Annotated in this window: 18 protein-coding genes; 13 read left to right on the top strand and 5 right to left on the bottom strand. The window is 50.6% G+C overall.

Annotated features, from left to right (window positions below; all coding sequences use genetic code 11):
• Positions 1–211: 211 nt before the first annotated feature.
• A complete protein-coding gene (locus AT746_RS10475; RefSeq protein ID WP_062480070.1) occupies positions 212–1,771 on the bottom strand; it encodes an N-acyl-D-amino-acid deacylase family protein in 1,560 nt (519 codons plus the stop codon).
• Positions 1,772–2,022: 251 nt separating this feature from the next.
• Between AT746_RS10475 and AT746_RS10480 the strand changes: the two genes are divergently transcribed.
• The 12 genes from AT746_RS10480 (at position 2,023) to AT746_RS10535 (ending at position 16,166) form a co-directional block, all read left to right on the top strand.
• Entirely contained in the window at positions 2,023–3,246 is a 1,224-nt protein-coding gene (locus AT746_RS10480) for a lipopolysaccharide biosynthesis protein (RefSeq protein WP_062480072.1), read from the top strand.
• Entirely contained in the window at positions 3,243–4,340 is a 1,098-nt protein-coding gene (locus AT746_RS10485; RefSeq protein WP_062480074.1) for a glycosyltransferase, read from the top strand. Before AT746_RS10480 ends, AT746_RS10485 begins: the two co-directional genes overlap by 4 nt.
• A complete protein-coding gene (wzy, locus tag AT746_RS10490; protein WP_062480076.1) occupies positions 4,321–5,679 on the top strand; it encodes an O-antigen polysaccharide polymerase Wzy in 1,359 nt (452 codons plus the stop codon). Before AT746_RS10485 ends, wzy begins: the two co-directional genes overlap by 20 nt.
• On the top strand, positions 5,679–6,851 hold the full coding sequence (locus tag AT746_RS10495) for a glycosyltransferase family 4 protein (protein WP_062480078.1): 1,173 nt from the start codon (positions 5,679–5,681) through the stop codon (positions 6,849–6,851). The genes wzy and AT746_RS10495 overlap by 1 nt, the downstream gene beginning before the upstream one ends.
• Entirely contained in the window at positions 6,848–8,005 is a 1,158-nt protein-coding gene (locus AT746_RS10500; protein WP_062480080.1) for a glycosyltransferase family 4 protein, read from the top strand. The genes AT746_RS10495 and AT746_RS10500 overlap by 4 nt, the downstream gene beginning before the upstream one ends.
• Positions 8,002–8,601, top strand: a complete 600-nt coding sequence (locus AT746_RS10505; RefSeq protein WP_156413673.1) for a sugar transferase — start codon at positions 8,002–8,004, stop codon at positions 8,599–8,601. The genes AT746_RS10500 and AT746_RS10505 overlap by 4 nt, the downstream gene beginning before the upstream one ends.
• Positions 8,601–9,230 (top strand): acetyltransferase, encoded by a 630-nt coding sequence (locus AT746_RS10510; RefSeq protein WP_062480082.1) that lies wholly within the window; start codon positions 8,601–8,603, stop codon positions 9,228–9,230. The genes AT746_RS10505 and AT746_RS10510 overlap by 1 nt, the downstream gene beginning before the upstream one ends.
• 78 nt (positions 9,231–9,308) lie before the next feature.
• Positions 9,309–10,484, top strand: a complete 1,176-nt coding sequence (locus AT746_RS10515; protein ID WP_062480084.1) for a DegT/DnrJ/EryC1/StrS family aminotransferase — start codon at positions 9,309–9,311, stop codon at positions 10,482–10,484.
• Complete coding sequence (locus AT746_RS10520; RefSeq protein WP_082633232.1) at positions 10,481–12,421, top strand: polysaccharide biosynthesis protein; 1,941 nt, start codon at positions 10,481–10,483, stop codon at positions 12,419–12,421. The genes AT746_RS10515 and AT746_RS10520 overlap by 4 nt, the downstream gene beginning before the upstream one ends.
• Positions 12,422–12,442: 21 nt before the next feature.
• Positions 12,443–13,618, top strand: a complete 1,176-nt coding sequence (locus tag AT746_RS10525) for a hypothetical protein (protein ID WP_062480085.1) — start codon at positions 12,443–12,445, stop codon at positions 13,616–13,618.
• Positions 13,600–14,121, top strand: coding sequence for a polysaccharide biosynthesis/export family protein (locus AT746_RS10530; protein ID WP_082633233.1), 522 nt, complete (start codon positions 13,600–13,602; stop codon positions 14,119–14,121). Before AT746_RS10525 ends, AT746_RS10530 begins: the two co-directional genes overlap by 19 nt.
• Entirely contained in the window at positions 14,121–16,166 is a 2,046-nt protein-coding gene (locus AT746_RS10535; protein WP_062480087.1) for a GumC family protein, read from the top strand. Before AT746_RS10530 ends, AT746_RS10535 begins: the two co-directional genes overlap by 1 nt.
• A 211-nt stretch (positions 16,167–16,377) precedes the next feature.
• Here AT746_RS10535 and AT746_RS10540 read toward each other — a convergent pair whose 3' ends face one another.
• The 4 genes from AT746_RS10540 to AT746_RS10555 all read right to left on the bottom strand — a co-directional run bounded on the left by AT746_RS10540 (position 16,378) and on the right by AT746_RS10555 (position 18,933).
• A complete protein-coding gene (locus AT746_RS10540; protein WP_062480089.1) occupies positions 16,378–16,938 on the bottom strand; it encodes a YdeI/OmpD-associated family protein in 561 nt (186 codons plus the stop codon).
• 124 nt (positions 16,939–17,062) lie between these two features.
• Entirely contained in the window at positions 17,063–17,422 is a 360-nt protein-coding gene (locus AT746_RS10545) for a hypothetical protein (protein WP_197414249.1), read from the bottom strand.
• A gap of 625 nt (positions 17,423–18,047) precedes the next feature.
• Positions 18,048–18,317: a hypothetical protein gene (locus AT746_RS10550; protein ID WP_062480091.1), complete on the bottom strand. Its 270-nt coding sequence runs from the start codon at positions 18,315–18,317 to the stop codon at positions 18,048–18,050.
• Between the two features lie 112 nt (positions 18,318–18,429).
• A complete protein-coding gene (locus AT746_RS10555) occupies positions 18,430–18,933 on the bottom strand; it encodes a hypothetical protein (protein WP_062480093.1) in 504 nt (167 codons plus the stop codon).
• A 1,272-nt stretch (positions 18,934–20,205) separates the two neighbouring features.
• On the opposite strand from AT746_RS10555, the gene AT746_RS10565 reads away from it, so the two are divergent.
• Positions 20,206–20,751: a BON domain-containing protein gene (locus tag AT746_RS10565; RefSeq protein WP_062480097.1), complete on the top strand. Its 546-nt coding sequence runs from the start codon at positions 20,206–20,208 to the stop codon at positions 20,749–20,751.
• Positions 20,752–20,768 lie beyond the last annotated feature (17 nt).

Below are 20,768 nucleotides of genomic sequence, written 5' to 3' on the forward strand. Positions count from 1 at the left end.
AACCCTCCACAGCAAGGACGCTGTGGCGGAGTGTCCAGGGGTGACCTGAAACCGAAGCGCAGCTTCGCAGTTCAAAGAACGACATCTCATGGATGACATGGCTGGGCTCTTAGCGAAGCAGGACAGCGTAGCGTAAGAGGATTTACCGCGTGTTCTCAACTGTAGAATCACCGCCTGACTGACAATGAACACAAATTGATAAGAATACTTGCTACTCCCGCTTCAGCACTTTACCGGCTTTAATGCCGGTCACCTTGCCATCTGCAATAGCGGCCTCGCCATTGATCAACAACCATTCAACACCACTGCTATGCCGCTGCGGTTCGAGATAACTGGCCTGGGGCGTAAAACTCAGCGGATCGAAAATCACCAGATCCGCGATATATCCGGGTTTGAGTTCTCCCCGCTTGTGCAGATTAAATGTTCGCGCTGCCAGTGTGCTACTGCGGTGTATATAGGCGCCGGTACTCAGAACGCCCTTGTCTTTAACATAACCGGCGTACTTTCGCGGGAATGAGGCATACTTGCGGGGATGCCCCGTGCTGCCATCAGAGGACGTCATCACCCAGTCCTGCCTCATAAATCGCTGTAGATCCTCATCCTGCATATTAAAACTGGCCACACTGGCATTGCCTTGCCGGATAATTTCAATGGCCATATCCACTGCATTGAGCTGATGTTGTTTCGCCACCTGTGCCAGGGTTTTGCCACGGTATTCAGGTGTTGAGGGATCGGTTATCAATAACGAGTCGGCGCCGCCGCGCCGGCGAAGGTTATCTTTGATCTCGGTTTTTATGCGTTTTTGCTGCTCTTTATCCTGCAAACGTTGCAGCAATGCCTCGTGACCACCGGCCTTCGCCCAGGCTGGCATTAATGATGCCGAGATACTTGAGCCTGATGCCAGCCAGGGGTATTGATCCGCAGTAATTTTCAGCCCCCGCTCACGAGCCTGTTCAACCAGCTCGATGACCTTCGCGCTATGACCCCAGACATCCACACCCAGGGCTTTGATATGCGCAATATTGGCGGCAATGTGGGCCTTATCTGCTACCGCTATAACTTCCTCGACAGAAGCTAACAGGCCGATATTGTAGCTGCTCTCATCACGGATATGGCTGTCGTAATGACCGCCAAAACGCGCTGCGACTTTCGCCAGCGCAATCACCTCATCCAATTCGGCATAGCTGCCAGGCACATAATAGAGCCCGGTTGACAGCCCCATGGCGCCATCCTGCATGGCCCGGGCAACCAGTTTCTGCATCTGTGACAGCTCTTCTGTGCTGGCAGGCCGGTTTGCCTGTCCCATAACCTGCTGCCGGATACTGTTGTGGCCGACATACAATGCCACATTGGTGCCAATGCCCTGATTCTGATATTGCTGCATTTGCGCACCAATATCTGAGGGGCCCCCACCGTCGTTATTGCAAAACACTGTGGTAACGCCCTGAGTCAGATAATTAGCATTCAGGTTGCCCTCAGTACCATCAAAGTCCCGGCAGGCATGGGTATGAGGGTCGATAAAACCCGGTGCCACCAGTTTGTCTGAAGCATCAATAACCTTGTCGGGGCGGATATCTTCCGGCAACGTCTCTGCCATCAACAGAATCCGGCCCTCGTCAATCACCACCACGCCACTAAAAGGGGCTTGCAGCCCTCCGGGGTGGATCTGTGTGGATTGAATCACCCAGTCTACTTTTTTGGCAAAGGACGCCGAAGCGAAAGCTAAGCCCAATACCAATAACACCAAAACTCTGAGCCGTAAAAACAACATAAGGTCTCCAAAAAACCACAATAGCTTCAGGCATCATAACAGCTCATATAACGGCTTAGCCGTCAGATAAGGACACCTGCCCTGCGCAGCCCGGTAACTATCGCAAATGCCGCCCTTACCGACTTTACCCTACAGCCGGAATGGCCCGGCAAGATTGTGTTTAACCACAGATTAACGCATCATTAGCCTACAATAATGATAAAAAAACACAGCCAATGCCCCTGCGAACACCCCTCGCCAGAAATGCCCTGATGACTCTGTCAGCCAATATCAGCATGGCTGTCAGCAACTGGCTGTTACTGGTCATCATCGCCAAAGTCTTTGGTGATCATCAGTTAGGCGAGGTTGCGCTGTCTCTTTCTGTGCTCTCACCACTGTTTTTACTGGCCAGCTTTAAACTGCGAACCCTGCTTATTACAGATACGCAAAACGAGTATCAGATTAGCCAGTATTTTCACGCACGTTTGCTGGCAAACAACCTGTTGCTGCTGTTAACGCCACTATTATGCTGGACGTTGCTTGATGGCATTAATGCTACAGTGGTAATGCTTATCGCATTGTATAAATGGTGCGACAGCTGGTTCGAGCTGACTATCAGTGTGCTGCATCGTCAAAAAGCCTTTACCAGCGCCGGTCTGTGGATTTTTGCCCGGGCACTTTGCACGGCACTGGCATTGATTTGCGCGTTCTGGTTCGAAGATGTATTGCTGACATTAACGCTGTGGGTATCGGTGACTGCGATGTTTGCCCTGCTCAGCACCTTCAATTGTCGCAGGCAGGTCAGCACAGTATTTAATCAGACCTTCTCACTGGCCCTGTTTCAGGCTCAGGCACTGCGCCGTTCACTGTTTCTGTTCAGGAAATACCGCACCCTGAGCATGGCGCTGATGTTTTCTTCGCTGTTTATTTATCTGCCAAATCTGTTTTTGCAACACCTGCAGGGGATCAGCGAAGCCGGCCGCTTTGCCGCCGTCAGTTATTTTCTGGTGGCGGGCAGCATGCTGATCACCAGTATTTCACAAACCGCTCAGCCCTACCTGAGCCAATTGCAGGCACAGCAACAGTTCAGAACATTATGGATCGCGGCCTTTAAGCTGTGTCTTTCAGGATTAGCCATCGGCTTGATGGCACTGCTGCTGGTCTGCTGGTTGGGCCCCCGGTTACTGGCGCTTATTTATCATCAGGGGATGACAGATATGAGCGCAGAGCTCAACTGGATTATGGCGGCGGCCATGGTTCGCTATGGATATATATTCCTTGGCACCACCTTAAATGCATTCAGGCTGTTTCAGGTGCAAACCCGTATCGCCCTGGCCGGTACTCTGACCGTGGCTGTGGCCTGTCTGTTGCTGGTACCGGGCTCTGGCACACTTGGTGCCGCCCAGGCCATGTTTATGGCCACCTGCGTGGAAATGGTGCTGTATCTTGTCTACCTTCTGCGCCGGCACAATCTGGCAAAGGAGGAAGTCAGATGAGTAACAAAGTGCTGCATGTATTTGGTGTAATGAACCGCGGCGGCGCCGAATTACGCACCCTGACCCTGATGCCTCAGATGCAGGCGCTGGGCTATGAGTTTCACTTCTGCGTGCTCAGCGGCCAACCCGGCACATTAGATGAAGAAATTCTCGCCCTGGGCGGAAAGATTCATTACCTGAAAATCGGCCCGGGCTTTTTGTGGCGATTTACGTCGCTGTTAAGACAACAACAGATTGATATCCTGCATACCCATGTTGCCCTGGTTTCAGGTTTACTGGTGCTGTTGGGGACAATGGCTGGGGTTAAAAAACGCATAAGTCATCTGCGCAGCACGCTGGATGAACGCGACCTGTCTTTTTTGCGCAGATGTCGTAATGCTATTTTGCGCCGTTGTCTGTACAGTTTCAGCACTCATGTGCTCGGCGTATGTCGTGGCGCCCTCGAATGTCAGTGGAAAGACTGGCAGCAGCGACCTAAATGCCGGGTAATCTACAATGGCCTGCCCTTAACCGATATGAGTCATGAAGCGGATTTCTGGTCACAATGGATCCCCGGTTACCGGCAGCAAAAGGTAATAATAAACCTCGCTCGTATGAATCCGGCTAAAAATCATCTGCGGCTACTGTCTGTTTTTAACGCCTTCCTCAGGCAATATGGTGAAGGATTTTTAGTCCTTGTTGGCAAAGAAGATAAGCGTATTAAGGCTCAGATAGAAAACTATGCTGCACAAAACGGCATTACAGAACGTGTCATTATCCTGTCTGAACAATCACAGCCTTTGCGTTTTCTGGCACATGCCGATGCAATGCTGTTCCCCTCCTTGTGGGAGGGGTTGCCGGGTTCGGTACTGGAAGCCGCCAGTGTCGGTACGCCGGTGCTGTCCTCTGCCATACCGGGCTGCACAGAAATCTCACAACAACTTCAGGCGGTTAAGACTGAATCACTGAATAGCGATGATCGGATCTGGGCAGAAAAGCTGGCCACCCTGATACAGCAGGCTGAAAACCGCCCGGCCCTGATAAATAACTTCAGGGAAAGTGACTTTTTACTGGATAAAAACCTCAGGGCGCTGCATGCAGTTTACGCTGAATAACCAATTACTGGGTAAGACCCTGGCCATCTGGTTACTGTTGATGGCTCTGACCCTGTACCTGGCCGTTTCGTCCAGAGCGGTAGAAGTGGATCGCGATCAGCTGGAGTGGTTAGCCAGTGCGAGCTGGATTACCTTACTTCTGGTGCTGGCGAATACTCTGCCCCGGGGTATCTGGTCCATCAGTTTTATTTTCTTTGCGTCGCTGGGAATATTCCATGCCGGGCTCATTTTCACCAACAGTTTAGGAGCGATTACCGATGAAGATATTTTGTATCACATCGGATTCTGGTTTTATCGTGACGAAACCACCCTAGCCATTGAACTGGTTAATCTGGCCATACTGGGCTTTGCCCTGGGTACTCTGCTGACTTCAAAAGCCAGCTTGCCGGACTATAAAACCCGTGGCGGCAGTTTTAACCAGCGCGTATATCATTTTGGCGGCTTGCTGCTGATTGCCAGCATGCTGGGCTTTTTTGCCCTGGCTTCCTTTACCGGTGTACTGGGCTCTTACGGCGCCTATCTTGATCTGCTCAGCAAAGTGCCTCTGTTGGGGGTCATCTACGCCTACCTGTATTTTTTTATAGGTCTTGGCCTGGTTATGGTCAGCGCTACCTATCGCAAAGGCTTTACCCCCCTTTACTTTGTATTATTTGGCGTATGGGCGCTGATTGCATTCAGATTGGGATTGCGCGGCGAAGTCATGTTTCCATTGATGGTATCCGGCGCCATGTTTGGCCGCCGCAATCTGACCCTCAGTGTTCCAGTTATCATGCTGCTTTTAGTGGTCTTTCTGACCGTCACTACCATAGTTAAAAACGCCCGGATCTCCGGCGATTACACTGACATCCCCACTTTTAACCCGCTAAATGCGGTAGCAGAAATGGGTGCCAGCCTGCGCCCGGTGCAGGAGGTGATAAAATGGCAGGCAGAAGGTGACACACTGCTTTATGGCGGCAGCTATTGGGCCCCCTTTGAGCGTCAGATTGCCCTTATTGTGCCGGGTATGGCCCGTGTTCCGGCGACCAGTGACCCGAGGCTACTGAATGTGGTAGTGGCAGAGCGGGCCGGGCCTATCGGTTTTTCCCCTGTGGCCGAAGCCTATGCCAACTTTGGTAAAGGCGGTGTCGTGTTTATCATGCTGCTTTTAGGCGCACTGATGGGTAAACTGGATAATATACCCCCCTCAACACGCAAGGATATTGTGATCGGTGCTGCATTACTGCCGGTTTTTATTATGATCCGCAACAGTTTTACCCATGTTCCGGTACAGGTAATACTGGGTGTTGTTATCAGCCTGGCGGTGATTTTTCTGGCCTCAGGAAAAGGCGATCGTCACTGATGAAACTTATTGTCTGCTGTGAATACCGTTTCCTGCAAACCCCTGATGGTCAGGTCTGGACCCGCAGCGCCTTCACCAATTCGTTCTGGCAACGTTATTTGCAGGTATTCAGCGAACTCACCATCCTCGCCAGAGTTGAACAGGCAGAACAGGCTGAGCAAAACTGGCACAAAGTCACAGGCCCAGGGGTCAGTATCACAGCCCTGCCCTACTACCTGGGACTGAATGGATTAGTAAAAAGCCTGCCCGCGCTGCTAAAGACGTTACACAGAGCACTGAGAAATCAGGAAGCGCTGATTTTCAGGGTACCTTCACAAACAGCGATGCTGGCGCGTCTGATCCGGCCACAGAGCCGGTTTGCCCTGGAAGTAGTAGGCGATCCGGCCGACGTATTCTCAGCTGGTATTACCGGACCGCTGCTGGACAAGCTGTTGGGCCGCATCAGTGCCTGGCAGTTACGCCGTATGACGAAAAACGCGCTGGCGGTGAGCTATGTGACCCGCACCTATCTGCAGAAACGCTATCCGGCCCCTGCAGACACGCCTCAGGTGGCCTGTTCCAGTATATCCCTGACCCCGGAATGGTTTGCCGATGCGCCGCGCCATTACGACCAACCAGCCACAGAATTATTATTTGTCGGCTCCTTTGCCCAGCTTTATAAAGGTCAGGATGTATTGCTTCAGGCCCTGAGCATCCTCAGGCAACAAGGCACTGAATACCGCCTGACCATGGTTGGTGGTGGCGAAAAGCTTGCCGTCATGCAACAACTGGCATCAGAACTGGGTTTAGACAAACAGATTCATTTCGCCGGCGAACAGCCTCATCAAAAGATCTTAAGCTATATGAAAAATTGCGATGTGTTTGTGCTGCCCTCACGAACCGAGGGCTTGCCCAGAGTGATGCTTGAAGCCATGGCAACGGCAATGCCCGCTATCGGCAGCGATGCCGGCGGTATCCCTGAATTGCTTGGTGAAAGCAGACTGGCGCCGGCCGGAAACCCACAGATTCTGGCCCGGCGTATCGCTGATTTATGCAGTAACCCGGATCGCCTGACAGAGGATTCTGAGATTAACCTGGAAACTTCCAGACAGTACCGGCAGGATAAGCTTGATGGAATTCGCCGGCACTTTTACCAACAGGTAAAGCTGCAATTTTCAAGAGACAAAAGATGAAAGTACTGCATTTATTAAAAACCGCAGTAGGCGCAAAATGGGCACTGAATCAGATCAGGGAACTGGTAAAAAACGGCGTCGAGGTTCATGTTGCCATGCCACAAGGGCCAATGAATGAGGGCTACGAGAAGCTTGGAGTCAGTGTCCATATCATGCAGCCTGAATTAAGTTTTCGCCACCCGGTTCAAACCCTCAGCCGGGCCCGCGCCCTGCATCAACTGGTGGATGAACTGGCACCGGATTTGATCCACAGTCACTTCGTCAGCAGTACTCTGCTGATGCGCCTTGCGTTGAGAAAAACCACCGTTCCCAGAATTTTTCAGGTGCCCGGCCCGCTGCACCTTGAGCACAAGATATTCCGTAATCTCGAAATTGCCAGTAGTAATAAGCAGGACTACTGGCTGGCCTCCTGCAAATGGACACAACAGCGCTATATTCAAAGCGGTATTGAGCCGCAGCGCACAGGTCTCGCTTACTATGGTGTCCCCCCGGCAGTATTTACCCAACCACCACAGGGTGAGCTTCGCCTCAAGCAGCAATTGGGGATGCACGAAGAGGATTTACTGATCGGCATGGTAGCCTATTTTTACGCGCCGAAGCGGTTGTTGGGGCAAACCCGGGGACTCAAGGGCCATGAGGATCTGATCGATGCGCTGGCATTGGTGCGAAAAGAATATCCTCAGGCGCGCTGCGTCTTTGTCGGCGGGCCATGGGAAGATGCACAAAGTTATTATCAACAGGTTCAGGACTACGCCGCTGGCAAAGTCGGTGATGCCGCAGTGTTCCTCGGTACCCGTAACGATGTACCGCAACTCTATCCGCAGTTTGATCTGGCAGTGCATCCGTCTCATTCAGAGAATGTCGGCGGCGCGGTCGAATCCCTGTTTGCCGGGGTTCCCACTGTTACCACTAATGTGGGCGGCTTTCCGGACCTGATTATCGAAGGGCAGACCGGCTATTTATGCCCGCCTAAAGATCCGCCGGCGCTGGCGGCAAAAATCATTCAGGCCTGGCAACACCCCGACGAGAGGCAAAGGCGCGCAAAAGCCGGACTCAAACAAGTCACAGAACTGATGAATATCGAGCATAATGCCGCCCAGGTGCTGGATTTTTACCGCCATGTGCTCCAACAGCAAAGCAGGGACAAGGCATGATAAAGAGGTTAATGGATATCAGCGCAGCCCTGCTGGGTCTGATTCTGCTCAGCCCGCTGTTGTTGCTGTTGATGCTGCTGGTGCGGCTTCGCCTTGGCTCACCGGTCTTTTTCACCCAGCAACGCCCGGGTCTGAACGGCAAACCTTTTTATATGATTAAGTTTCGCAGCATGACAGATAAAAAGGATGAACATGGTCAGTTGCTGGCCGATGAAAAAAGACTGACCCGGTTCGGCCGGCTGCTCAGAGCCAGCAGCCTGGATGAGTTGCCGGAGCTGTGGAATGTGCTCAAAGGCGATATGAGCCTGGTCGGACCCAGGCCACTGCTGATGGAGTACCTGCCCCGGTATTCGGCTGCCCAGTATCGCCGCCATGAAGTACGCCCGGGCATCACCGGCTGGGCTCAGGTCAATGGACGCAATGCCCTGAGCTGGGAAGAAAAATTTAAGCTGGATGTCTGGTATGTGGAAAACCACAACCTGTGGCTGGATATCCGCATTCTGTTTCTGACCCTGTTCAAAGTCATGCAGCGAACCGGGATTAACCAGAAAGACCGCGCCACCATGGAAAAATTTACCGGTAACAAGGAGCCATAATGCGATTAATCATTCTCGGAGCCGGTGGTCACGGCAAAGTGGCCGCAGAGTGTGCCAGTCTTACCCAACAGTTTTCTGAGATCCTGTTTCTCGATGACGAATGCGCCAAACTGCAAGACTACCCCTGGAAAGTTGTCGATATATTAGACAATTTTGCACTATATAAGAACACTGAGACGGCCTTCTTTGTTGCCATGGGCAACAACAGGTTGCGGGCACAGTGGCAGAATACCCTTACCAGTGCAGGCCTTCAGCTCACCACCCTTTGCCATCCAAAAGCGTTAATAAGTTCTTACAGTCAGATTGGAACAGGCTCTTTGGTATGCGCCGGCGCTGTGGTTAATCCATTTACCTGCATCGGAAATGGATGTATTGTTAACACGGGTGCGATAATTGAACATGATTGTACGATGAGTGACTTTGTTCACGTTGCGCCGGGGAGTGTTGTAGCAGGTAATGTCAGCATAGGAGAAGGGAGCTTCCTCGGGGCCGGAACCAAGATTATTCCGGGCATCACCCTGGGCTCATGGGTGCAGACCGGAGCCGGTGCCACTGTCATCAGTAATATTGCCGCTAACAGCCTTGCTGTGGGAGTTCCCGCTGTAGTGATCAAATCCACAGGGTCGTGACCAGAACACTGCCTAACGGTTTTTCACAAGCATAATCATCAGATCAGAATAACAACAAAAATAATAAAGGATGCCACTATGCTTAACGGGCCTTTTTCGCCCTGGCCTTGCTATACCGATGAGGAAAAGCAGGCCGTGCTTGCAGTAATGGACTCAAACCGGGTCAATTACTGGACAGGCACAGAAGCACGCAAATTCGAACAGGAGTTTGCCCGGTTCTGTGACACTGAACATGCCATAGCGCTGGCAAACGGCACCGTTGCGCTGGATCTGTGCTTTCGGGTACTGGATCTCCCCAAAGGCAGCGAAGTCATTGTCACTTCCCGCACTTTTATTGCCTCAGTTTCCTCTATTGTACTGGCTGGTCTGGTGCCGGTATTTGCTGATGTCGATCCTGACTCGCAGAATATCACTGCAGACACTATTGCTCCGCTGATTAACGACAACACCGCTGCCATTGTTTGCGTACATCTTGGCGGCTGGCCATGCGAGATGGACGATATCAACGCGCTGGCCGGACAACACGCGCTCTATGTGATCGAGGATTGTGCTCAGGCCCATGGCGCAAAGTACAAGGGCAGGCCTGTAGGCAGCCTTGGCCATCTGGCTGCCTGGTCTTTCTGTCAGGACAAGATCATGACCACCGCCGGTGAAGGCGGCATGCTCACCACCAATAATACTGAGCTGTGGCAAAAAGCCTGGGCCTTTAAGGATCATGGTAAGTCCTATCAGGCCGTGTATGAAAGGGCTCATCCGCCCGGATTTCGCTGGTTACATGAGTCCTTTGGTACCAACTGGAGGATGACCGAAATTCAGGCGACAGTGGGACGTATACAGTTACAGCGTATGCCCGACTGGCAATCGCAGCGACAAAATAACGCCAGTCGCTTACTGAAAACAGCCGCATCTCTGCCCGGCTTGCGGGTTCCTGAAATTCCCTCTCATATCCTTCACGCCTTCTATAAATACTACGCCTTTGTTCAGCCACAGCAGTTAGCGCCCGGTTGGGACAGAGATCGCATCATCAGCCGCATCATCGAACTGGGCGTGCCCTGTTTCAGTGGCAGTTGCTCTGAGGTCTATCAGGAAAAAGCCTTTGATGAAACGGGCTGGCGACCGACCTCTCCCCTTAAGTGCGCCCATGAACTGGGTGAAACCAGTCTGATGTTTCTGGTACACCCAGGTATTACCGGGGATGAGATAACTAAAAGCTGTGATGTATTGCACCAGGTAATGCATGAGGCAAGCTTATGAAATACCTGCTTGTTCTGAACCGTTTGTTCTCTCTGCATAACCGCACCAAAATGGTGATTACACTGATCTGGGACACCCTGATTCTGCTGCTGGCTTTTTTAGGCAGTTACTGGATAAGACTGGGTATTGGCACCGATGTACTGGGATATCATGAGATTTCCCTCGGCGCCACCGTACTGATCTTCCACCTGTCTTTGCTGGTGTTTGTGGGTAACTACCGGCATATGGTCCGGCACCTCAGCCAGCAGGCCGTATTGATGTCTCTGTCGGTCAACCTGCTGGCCAGCTGTTATCTGTATTTTGCCCGCTGGCCACTGGATGCCTTCGTGCCCAACAGTATGCCTATTATTTACTTTGTATTGAGCAGTGTCGGCATACTGGGTCCGCGTATTCTGGTAATGTTAAGTGTACAGAGCCAGAGTTTCAGGCTAAGAAAGAAATGTCTGATATATGGTGCAGGCGAAACCGGGCGCGCGCTGGCCCTGTCACTTCGTCAGGGCTCAGATATGCTGCCGGTGGCCTTTATCGATGACAAACGCAGCTACCAGGGTAAAACCATCCTCGGCCTGGACGTCTATCCGCGCGATGTGATCCCTGAGCTGGTTGAACGCTACAGCATCAGCAAATTGTTGCTTGCCGTGAGTGACTCCGGGCCCGATCGGCACCGGGAGCTACTCAGTGAACTGGAACCCTATGCCATTGAACTGCTCAGCGTTCCCGATGTAAAGGATGTGCTCTATGGGCGCAAAAAAATCAACGAGCTCAGAGAAGTCAGCATCGAAGAATTGCTGGGACGCGATCCTGTGCCACCAAAGCCCAAACTGATGCGCCCGGATATACGCGGTAAGCGGGTGATGGTAACCGGTGCGGGAGGCTCCATTGGCAGTGAACTCTGCCGCCAGATAGCCGCAGAAAAGCCTTCGATGCTGCTGTTACTGGAACTGTCGGAATTTAACCTCTATCAGGTTGAAGCAGAGCTAAGCCGCACTTTTCCTGAGTTAGCCATTGAAGCTTTGCTCGGCGATGTCAAAGATGAACGCCGGGTTCGCCATCTGCTCTCACAACACCAGATCAATACCATTTACCATGCCGCCGCCTATAAGCACGTGCCTATTGTTGAACACAACCTGCTGGCGGGGGTTCAGAATAATGTTCTGGGTACCGCCATTATGGCCCGGCTGGCCGCCGAGTGCGGCATTGAAAAGTTTGTGCTGGTGTCCACCGACAAGGCGGTGCGCCCCACTAATATCATGGGCGCCTCCAAACGCTTGGCTGAATTATGCGTTCAGGCCATGCAGGATATGCATACCAGTACCCGCTTTGCCATCGTCCGTTTTGGCAATGTACTGGGCTCATCCGGCTCAGTGGTTCCGCTGTTTAAAAAGCAAATCGCCGCCGGTGGGCCTGTTACCGTCACCCACCCCGATGTGGTGCGCTATTTTATGACCATCCCTGAAGCCGCCCAGTTAGTCATTCAGGCCGGTGCCATGGGCAAACAAGGTGAAGTCTTTGTGCTGGATATGGGGGAACCGGTAAAGATTGCCGATATGGCCCATAAAATGGCCCATCTGATGGGCCGCAGTATTCGCAGTGAAGCCGAACCCGGTGGTGATATTGAAATTCAGTTTACCGGCCTGCGTCCCGGAGAAAAACTCTATGAGGAATTACTCACCGGCGACAGCAGTGGCAAAACCCCGCATCCGAGAATCATGAGCGAAGCGGAGCAGCGACTGTCACTGACCGAGATTCATCAATTGCTGGATAAACTCAGTATCGCCATTCACAACAACGATGAACACACCGCCACTGAATTGCTGCTCAATGCGCCACTGGCCTACAAACCTGCTGTTCACAGTGGTGCGAATCAAAAAACAATGGCGAATTCCATAGCTATTGCCGATAACAAGGCAATAGTGTCAAAGCTGGCGTTAAACTGACAAAAATAACAAGGCGACCTGATGCATAAATCATTGATAGCAGCCGCTGCCTGGCTGCTGCCGTTCACTTGCGCGGCACAGAGTTACACAGACTATGACAAGAACAGTGACAAGCTGATACTCAGCAATGCACTGTTGGCAACAGACAATATTAATCCCAGTATCGCCGATGACGAGTCAGCGCTGGGCTGGCAGCTTGATGCCAGAGGGCAACTGGTGAGCCTGAATGAAGCACTCTGGCTGAAACTGGATTACCAGGCCCGCCTGAATCAGTGGCAACAGCAGCCACTGACTATCCTGCAGGATAACGGTTTTCTGCTGGCTGATGTCAATGGTCATGGCAGATGGTATCTGAGCCGTGACTGGCAGATTAATGGCTCGGTGGGCTACCAGCATAACGATCAGATGCCCGGCAGCGGCCTTTCCAGACTCAGAGAAAATATTACCGCCACCGATACCCGCCATTACCGCCACGCGCAACTCGGTGCCACCTATGGTCATGAGGCCAGCGCCCGCAGAATGACTCTGAACTATCACCATGGCTCGGTTCGTTATTCTGATGACAATGACTACAGCCCTGAATTTGAACTGGACCAGGCTACCATCAGTGCCGAACTGGCTTTTCGCTTATCAAGTGCCACCAATCTGATATTTGAAGTTGAACATCAACAGGATGACTATCTGTCTGTCAGCCGTTCTGACAGCGATAAAACTAAGCTGCTGGCTGGCGTTGAATGGGACTATTCAGGACTGACCCGCATCAGGGCCCTGGCCGGTGCCTACAAACGCAAAACGGAGCAGCAGGCAGATAATGATGGCAGCGCCTGGCAGCTGGCTTTGCATTACCGCCCGAGAAAAGATACCGGTATCCGAATCGAATCCTCTCAGGATTCCATTGCCGGAGACAGCGAACTGGCAAGCGACAGCCGCATGCGGCGCCTGTTATTAGAACTGACTTATCAGTACAGCGAACTGTGGCAATGGGGGTTGCTGCTAAGCACATCAGAAACCCGCTTCGATGAACCACAGTCTGTGCGTTTTCTGGATGAGACCCTCGCCAGTATGTGGGTGAACCTGGCGCTGCAACAACACAATCATTTTCGCCTGACCCTGCAGCACAAAGACAACCAACTCAGTGGTGGCGCTATTGACTATCAACAGGCGCTGATAATGGCATCATGGCACTACAGTTTCTGATCCCTGTTCTGCTGCTGGCCAGCCTGGTAACACCGTTATCGGTTATCGCTAACGACGACCACTATCGTATTGGGCCCGGCGATACCCTGGCGATCACGGTATTCGATGAGCCGGAGCTGGCGGTGCGGGCCAAAATAGCTCAGTCCGGCCTGATACAGTTTCCGCTTGTCGGTCAGATCATGGTGCTGGATAAAACGCCCGGACAAATCGCCGATGAGATAGAAGCCGCCTTGCTGGACGGCTACCTGGTTAATCCCGGCGTAACTGTCACAATTGAGGCCTACCGGCCTATTTTTATCAAGGGGGCGGTAAACCGCTCAGGACGGCATGAGTTTCTTTTCGACCTGGATGTTGAGCAGGCCATCGCCATCGCCGGGGGACTCACAGACAGGGCCTCACGCAGTAAATGGTTTATCGTACGTGAAGGCGAGAAAATTCCGGCCAGCGCCAAAACTCAGGTAATGCCCGGTGATGTGATCATCGTTGAGGAGAGCATCTTCTGATGACCCCCAGCGACGCCTTTCAGGAACACAACCCGGCTCAGGACAACGGTTTCAGTGCCGGTCAGCTGCTGCTGTTTTTGTGGGGCAGAAAGTGGCGCATTCTGTTGATGGCTGGCGTGATTACTGCCCTGCTTGGTTATTTTATTCTGCAGCTTCCAAAGGTTTATCAGGCCTCCAGTACCCTGCTGCTTGGAGGCGCTGATAAAGGCATGCCCCTGAGCGGCCTGAACCTGCTTCCCAATGCCAAAGACGCCAAGATGGAAACCTATAACGAGTTCATGCACTCAAGGGCATTTGCGCAAATACTGATTGACGAATTAGAGCTTGACCAGAAACCGGAGTACTCCGGCAGTGACGCCGATAACCTGCGCCGGTTCCAGGGCAACCTCAGCATCAATCAGGTGCGTAACACCGATATGCTCAAAGTCAGCTTTGCGTCCTATTCACCGGAGCTGGCCCAACAGGTGGCCAACAGTATTGGCCCGGCATTTTTTGAGTTTCATGCCAAACTTCAGCAACAAAAAGTGCTTAACAGCTCGGAGCGCCTTAATATTCAACTGGTTGAGATCCAGGCCAGGCTGTCAGAGACCGAACAGAACTATCAGCAATATCTGGACAACAACAATATTGTCGATTTGAAAGCTCAGATTTCAATGCAGCAGGATCAGGTTAGCGAACTGGTCAAAGAACAGCTCAAACAACAGCAACAACTCTCTGAGGCGCGCATTCATCTGGACCAGATCAAGGCCGCTGGTGATGATTATCAGGCCATACTCAGCCACCCCTGGGTGATAAAGAGTACCCAGGTCGAACAATCACGACGCCATTATATTACTCAGAATAATCTGATGGCGCAGGTGACCCAGCGCTACAAATATAAGCATCCAAAATACCAGCGGGCGGCCAGAAACCTTCAGGATGCGGAGCAGGAACTGCATAAGCGTATCGATGAGCAGGTTAAAGCTCTCCGACAGTTTATTCAGGCTGTCGAGGCCCGTGATCAGGAGCTGAGCAAGGAGATCAACCGCAACAAAGCCGCCATCCGCAAATTAGGTGAACATCAGTTAACCATGGCCAGACTGGAGCAGGAAATGACCGGCACCCAGAAAATCCATGAGGCTTTTATGGCTAAACTGCAGGAAATGGAAATGCTTAAGGATATGGGCGATAACAAAGAGTTTGCCGTGGTCGACAAGGCACAGCTTCCGGATGTTCCAAGTAAACCCAACACCCGCGGCATGCTGTTCTTTGCAGGTTGCTTTGCATTTGTTTTCAGCAGTGGTTTCTGGTTTGTCTTGTCTCTGGTTGGCGATCAGTATGCCCGGCTTATGCATGAGGTCAAACTGCTCGATTTACCGGTACTGGCCATGTTGCCGAAACTGGGTAAATCCCACAGAAAACGTAAAGCCAGGCCGCTGAGAGCTCGTCTGGGTGAAACCGATTATCATTATTCAGAAGGGATCCGGACCCTGCGTACGGCGATCCTGATTAACCACGATCTGCCTGCTAACAGCATTATTGCCATTACCTCAGTCAAACCCCGTCAGGGTAAAGCCAGTATTATCAGTAATCTGGCCGACTCACTAAGTAATATTGAACCCGTATTGCTCGCCGATATCGATCTGCGCGCGCCATCCATGGCGACAGCCTATAACCTGGAAACCAGCCAGCCAGGTATTACGGATTTTTTTGAAGGAAAGGCGAAAATCAGCCGCTGCCTGTACCGGCGCAACAATAACCAGCTTACTCTGTTACCCTCGGGAGGGATTCCTTCCGATCCCCTGGCACTCATATCCACCAATAAGTTCCGGGATTTTCTGCGCCGTTTAAATAGCAAATTCCCACGTATCCTGATGGAAGCACCGCCCGTCCAATCTGTCAGTGACGCACTGATCCTCTCCCGCCTGGCGGACGGCGTTATCGTGGTCTGTGATATGGAAAACACCCAAAGCGGTGAGTTGACTGAAATGGTGCAAAATCTGCGTGAAACCAATACCCTGCTGCTGGGTGTGGTACTAAATAAAGTAAAAAAACTGCCCGCTTAACCAAATCGTCAGCTTTACAGACTCTCCCCTGGCTGACATCACCTTTGCACACGTCACCCACTTCTGGCAGACCACTTTGTGCCAATTTCGGACCTTCAGTAACGCCTGAGTCCACTAGCGTTTGAGGCGACGCGTGCTCTTGCGAAAGCAAAAGTGCATGGCGGGTCAAACGAACGCTGCAACGATTCGTTAGGCGAACCTTGCCCAAATTTCAGTTTGTGCTTTCATCAGCCTGAGGGGCGCTGAATTCCTTGCTGTAGAAACCTGAGGGGTCAAAGCAACAAACCCGCTTCTTTCCAGATGTTAGCATTTCGCAGGCATCATTGATCCGTTTCTCGCGAGTCTTGGCTTGTTTGGCAGAAACGATCCAATGAACCCAATCGATTCTCGCGATTGTGGTCGTTGCATTCCAGGTAGTCTGGGCCTCGGGTTCCGACTCCAGCGCTTGAGCAAAATCTGCTGGCACCTCGGGCTCTGGCTCCTGAGCCATTGCTGCAATCTTGAACTGAATCTCTTGGCCGATTTCCGCCTTCGCCGCTCGAAGCTCGGCATCATCGATTCGAAGCCAATGGCTCTTGCGACCATCTGGCTCAAGCAATGCTTCAAATTGGTGGCAGTTCATGGTCACCGAGACGGTTGTTCGACCCCGTCTCAACAGCTTCGCGCTTGCTTCCTTGGGAAGCACAACGAAAGCCCACGGACAGCCACCGCCGGAATCATTCGGGCGCAGTAGCCGAGCTGTGAACTGTGACTTTCCGTCTGATTCCGTCATTTCATCTTCCTACACTCTCAGATGGGCCCAACGCCCGGCTAACCGCGAAAATGTTTGATGGCGGCTTTTATGCGTTTCTTTGCATAAAAGGTGACAGCGAATATTTGTCCGTTTGAGCCGTTTGTTAAGCGGGACATTCAATACCGAACCTACTTTTAATTAAATTATTGATGATTTGAATATCCATTTCTTTGCCTGGAGACCTATATTCGTCTTTATTTGCGTTTACCCAACTTGCAACAACCTTAGCACCACCGGCGGAAGACCCCGTAAGCTGAAAAGCAAATATATGATGGCCAGTCCAGCTACGGACGAAATATACCCAACCATTTTCAGAATAGATAAACCATTTATCATCCATGTCCACCGGTTTGTAACCAGACATAATTTTTTCGGCATCGGAATCCCAGAAGAAGTTCTGATACCCAAGGTTTTCACGTTCTTGTGGTATTGGCATTGTTTTCCAATCGTTCTTCGTTACCACGATGCTTCCTTTACGCGCTTAACGCCCTGTTAATGGGCAAAATTTTGTTGGCTAAAATGTGAAGTGGAGCGAAACAAGCCAACGTAATTTTGTCCACTTTAAACAGTTTGTTATAACTCATTTCTCGATATACCAATACACTAATGCAGAGCATGGCAAAACAGCAAAACATAACATGAGCAGAGCCCCTGACATGTTAACAATGGCTTCAGGTAAATTAAATGCACCTAGCGCAACACTGAAACCAGTGGCATAAACGATAATACATGCAATACAAGATGCTCCACCCGATACGACTAGTTTTTGAAATATTGGTAGTTGAAGTTTGTTAAACAAAAATTTGAAAATTGGGTAGCCGATTACTGACGATATAGCTGTTACAGGAATTGCCACGATTAGAGAAAAGATAAAAATCGGGATCAATGGAACTACGCTCTCAACTGAGAACACTGCAACGCAAGCAGCTACAAAAAGAAAGCTAAAAAATAGCCCCCTAGTGCTGCGACCATGTATGTGCTGATTCTAGGCTGGATGTCCATATGAGTTATAACGCCGCAAGCAAAGGCGCGCGTTAGCGCGTCCAGCCCGCAGGGCGATTTTGCCTTGCCTTGTTAAATGCTGGCCGTTACTGAGGGATTTCAATACCGGCAAGCTCCATTTGTTTCTTGGGGTTCCAGTTTTCTGGAATAGACTTTTTATCACCCCACCACTTAAAGTTATTTTCAATGGCCCACTCACGGCGGATCTTTTCAAGGTGCTCCTGCGTGGAATACTGATCATACTCCAAGCCTGACTCTGAGCCGCAGCACTCACAAATTTCAAACGTGGTGCAGTTGAACTCATCAAGAGCTTCAACTTCTGCAAACCCGCAAATTGGGCACCCTTTCTTATTCATACTCATGGCATTTAACGCATTGCTAATGGGCTGCCGCAGCGCAGCGTAGGCCGTCCCGTGGAGGCCATGCTGTTTGTGGCTGGAACGAAATTAAGCAACTTGTTATAAATCATTATGTACCTGAGTACTTTAAGGTTGCCCATAATTTTTTGCCGGTTAAAGAGCTGAGCAGAAACACACCCGAAAAAATTAAAACGAGAGGCTCAGTTGTAACCTGAATGTAGTCTGCAATGCCCGCTTGCAACGCTAAATTTAATCGCCAAATTTGAATAGCTGAAGTTGGCAAATACGACAAACCAGTTACTAAAAAATAAATGCCTAAAAGTTTATATCCATGTTGGATATTGAAACCAGAGTAACTTTCCTCTGCATTTGACTTAACGTTGTCTGAAAGTGAAGTGCTTACCTTCCACAATATAAAAGTAGCTGTGAGACCTATAACCAGAGTTATCAGGGACATTAATACTGGGAACATCAGCCCAGGCTCCGTTCCTGGCATAACATCAGATACACTGAAAAATAACCCCCAAGCTGCGGGAATAGAGATAATGACAGTGATCAATACATAAATGGCTAATAGCTTAAAACAGATAGCTGAAACGTCCTTTGCACTCATAACTTTCCTAATGATTTATAACGCTTTAAACAGCGGAAAACACACGCGCTTTGGCCGTCTTTTGGCCAGCGGGTGGTTTTCCGATGATTTAACTTGTTATAACCCACGGTGGACCAACGCAAACTTACCCTTAACACTCTGACCTCTAGAACGTTCGCACCAGAAGTTGTATAGAGGATAAATTAAAGCAGAGCCGACCAACGAAAAGATAAACCCCAAAAAGCCATACATAAGGCTCGCAAACCAAAAAACATTGCCTTCGGAACCGGCGATGTGGATGTTGGTCGATACAACCAAATGAAAAGCGATAGCAAATGAAAAAGCTACTCCAAAGCAAATCCATATAGCGACGGACATAAATGACAAAAAGCTAAGTTGGATCCGTGCTTCATCACTGTACTGCTCATGAACTTCCATTGTCTAGGGACTCTCTTGTGGGTTATAACAGTGTATTAGACGGAATTCGGTATAAATCCGAGACCATCTGTTCTTACATAGTGTCACTGTACCCAATTTTTTCCCCTCCAGACAAGCACTTATCTCCAGCCAGTGGTTGCTGAACCAAAATTCTTGCTGCGGAAAATGAGCCATTGTGTTTAGTGGGACCTCTATAAGCACTCAGGTCAGACCACAATAGTGCTTTACAATCAAAAGGATACGTATGATCGGGTCGATATAAACCACAGCCCCTTAGCGGATTTATATTGCCGTTTAGTGCAAGTTTCTCCAATCTTCATTATAACTGTGGAAAGATACAGCCTCTTTAGGAAAAACGATGGGTAAAGATAAAAGACCAGATTCAAATTAAAGACGTGCCACGCATAGTTCCCAATGACTAAGCGACCAAACTTACCCGCCAATGCCCGGTATTCGCCCGAAGCCGCCGTTAGATTTTGTCATACGCTATATAATAGTGAGTACTGGAATTACCGGCGCAATCCAGAGCGACTAACGCCTGCCCTCACCTGTTACGGTCTCTGGCGTCGGTTAAGCTAACTATTTATCTTTTGGCATGTCTCTTACAGACGACACTCAAATTAGGCCAGCAATAAAACCGGCAACAGCTTGTACGCCATACACCCCATACGTTGAGGCCAGACTACCTGTATCAGATAGCGGATTTGTCGCTATCGCATCCAAAAACTGTTGCCAGATAACGACGGAATTTGCTCAGGTTAAATATTTTTTCCTTTAATATCAACCAGATATAGTTTGGCATCATTCTCGCAACAGTCAGGTTGAGTTAATTGACCCCAACATAAGGAGATCATCATGAAACTCACAACAACACTGATTGCACTGAGCCTGTTTACCGCACCGGTTGCCCTTGCAGATAATAACTGGGAAGACAAAAGCAGAGATGCCTGGCTGGACGGCAAGGCAGAAACCACCCTGCTACTGAATTCGAACCTGAATTCATTTGATATTGATACGGATGTCAAAAATGGTGTGGTAACGCTCTCAGGTAAAGTGGAGAGTGAGGTCGATAAGGCACTGGCCTCTGAGCTGGTAGCAAGCCTTGAGGGTGTAAAAGAGGTTGATAATAAGCTGGAAGTGGCTGCTGACGAAGAAGAGCAAAGCAGCGAAGTGGTTCAGACGCTCACCGATTCCAAGGTGGCTACCGTAGTCAAAACCCGCCTGTTGTTTGAATCGGAAGTATCAGGCTCGGCAATCAATGTCGAAGCCAACAAGGGTGAAGTGACACTTGAAGGTGAAGTCAGCAGTGAAGCTGAACGGGATCTGGCGATTACCATCGCTGAAAATACCAGCGACGTCAAAAAGGTCACCGACAAGCTGAAGGTAACCAGCAAATCATGACCGCCAAAGAGCCTGTT

The sequence above is a fragment of the Lacimicrobium alkaliphilum genome, assembly GCF_001466725.1.
Lineage (GTDB): Bacteria > Pseudomonadota > Gammaproteobacteria > Enterobacterales > Alteromonadaceae > Lacimicrobium > Lacimicrobium alkaliphilum_B.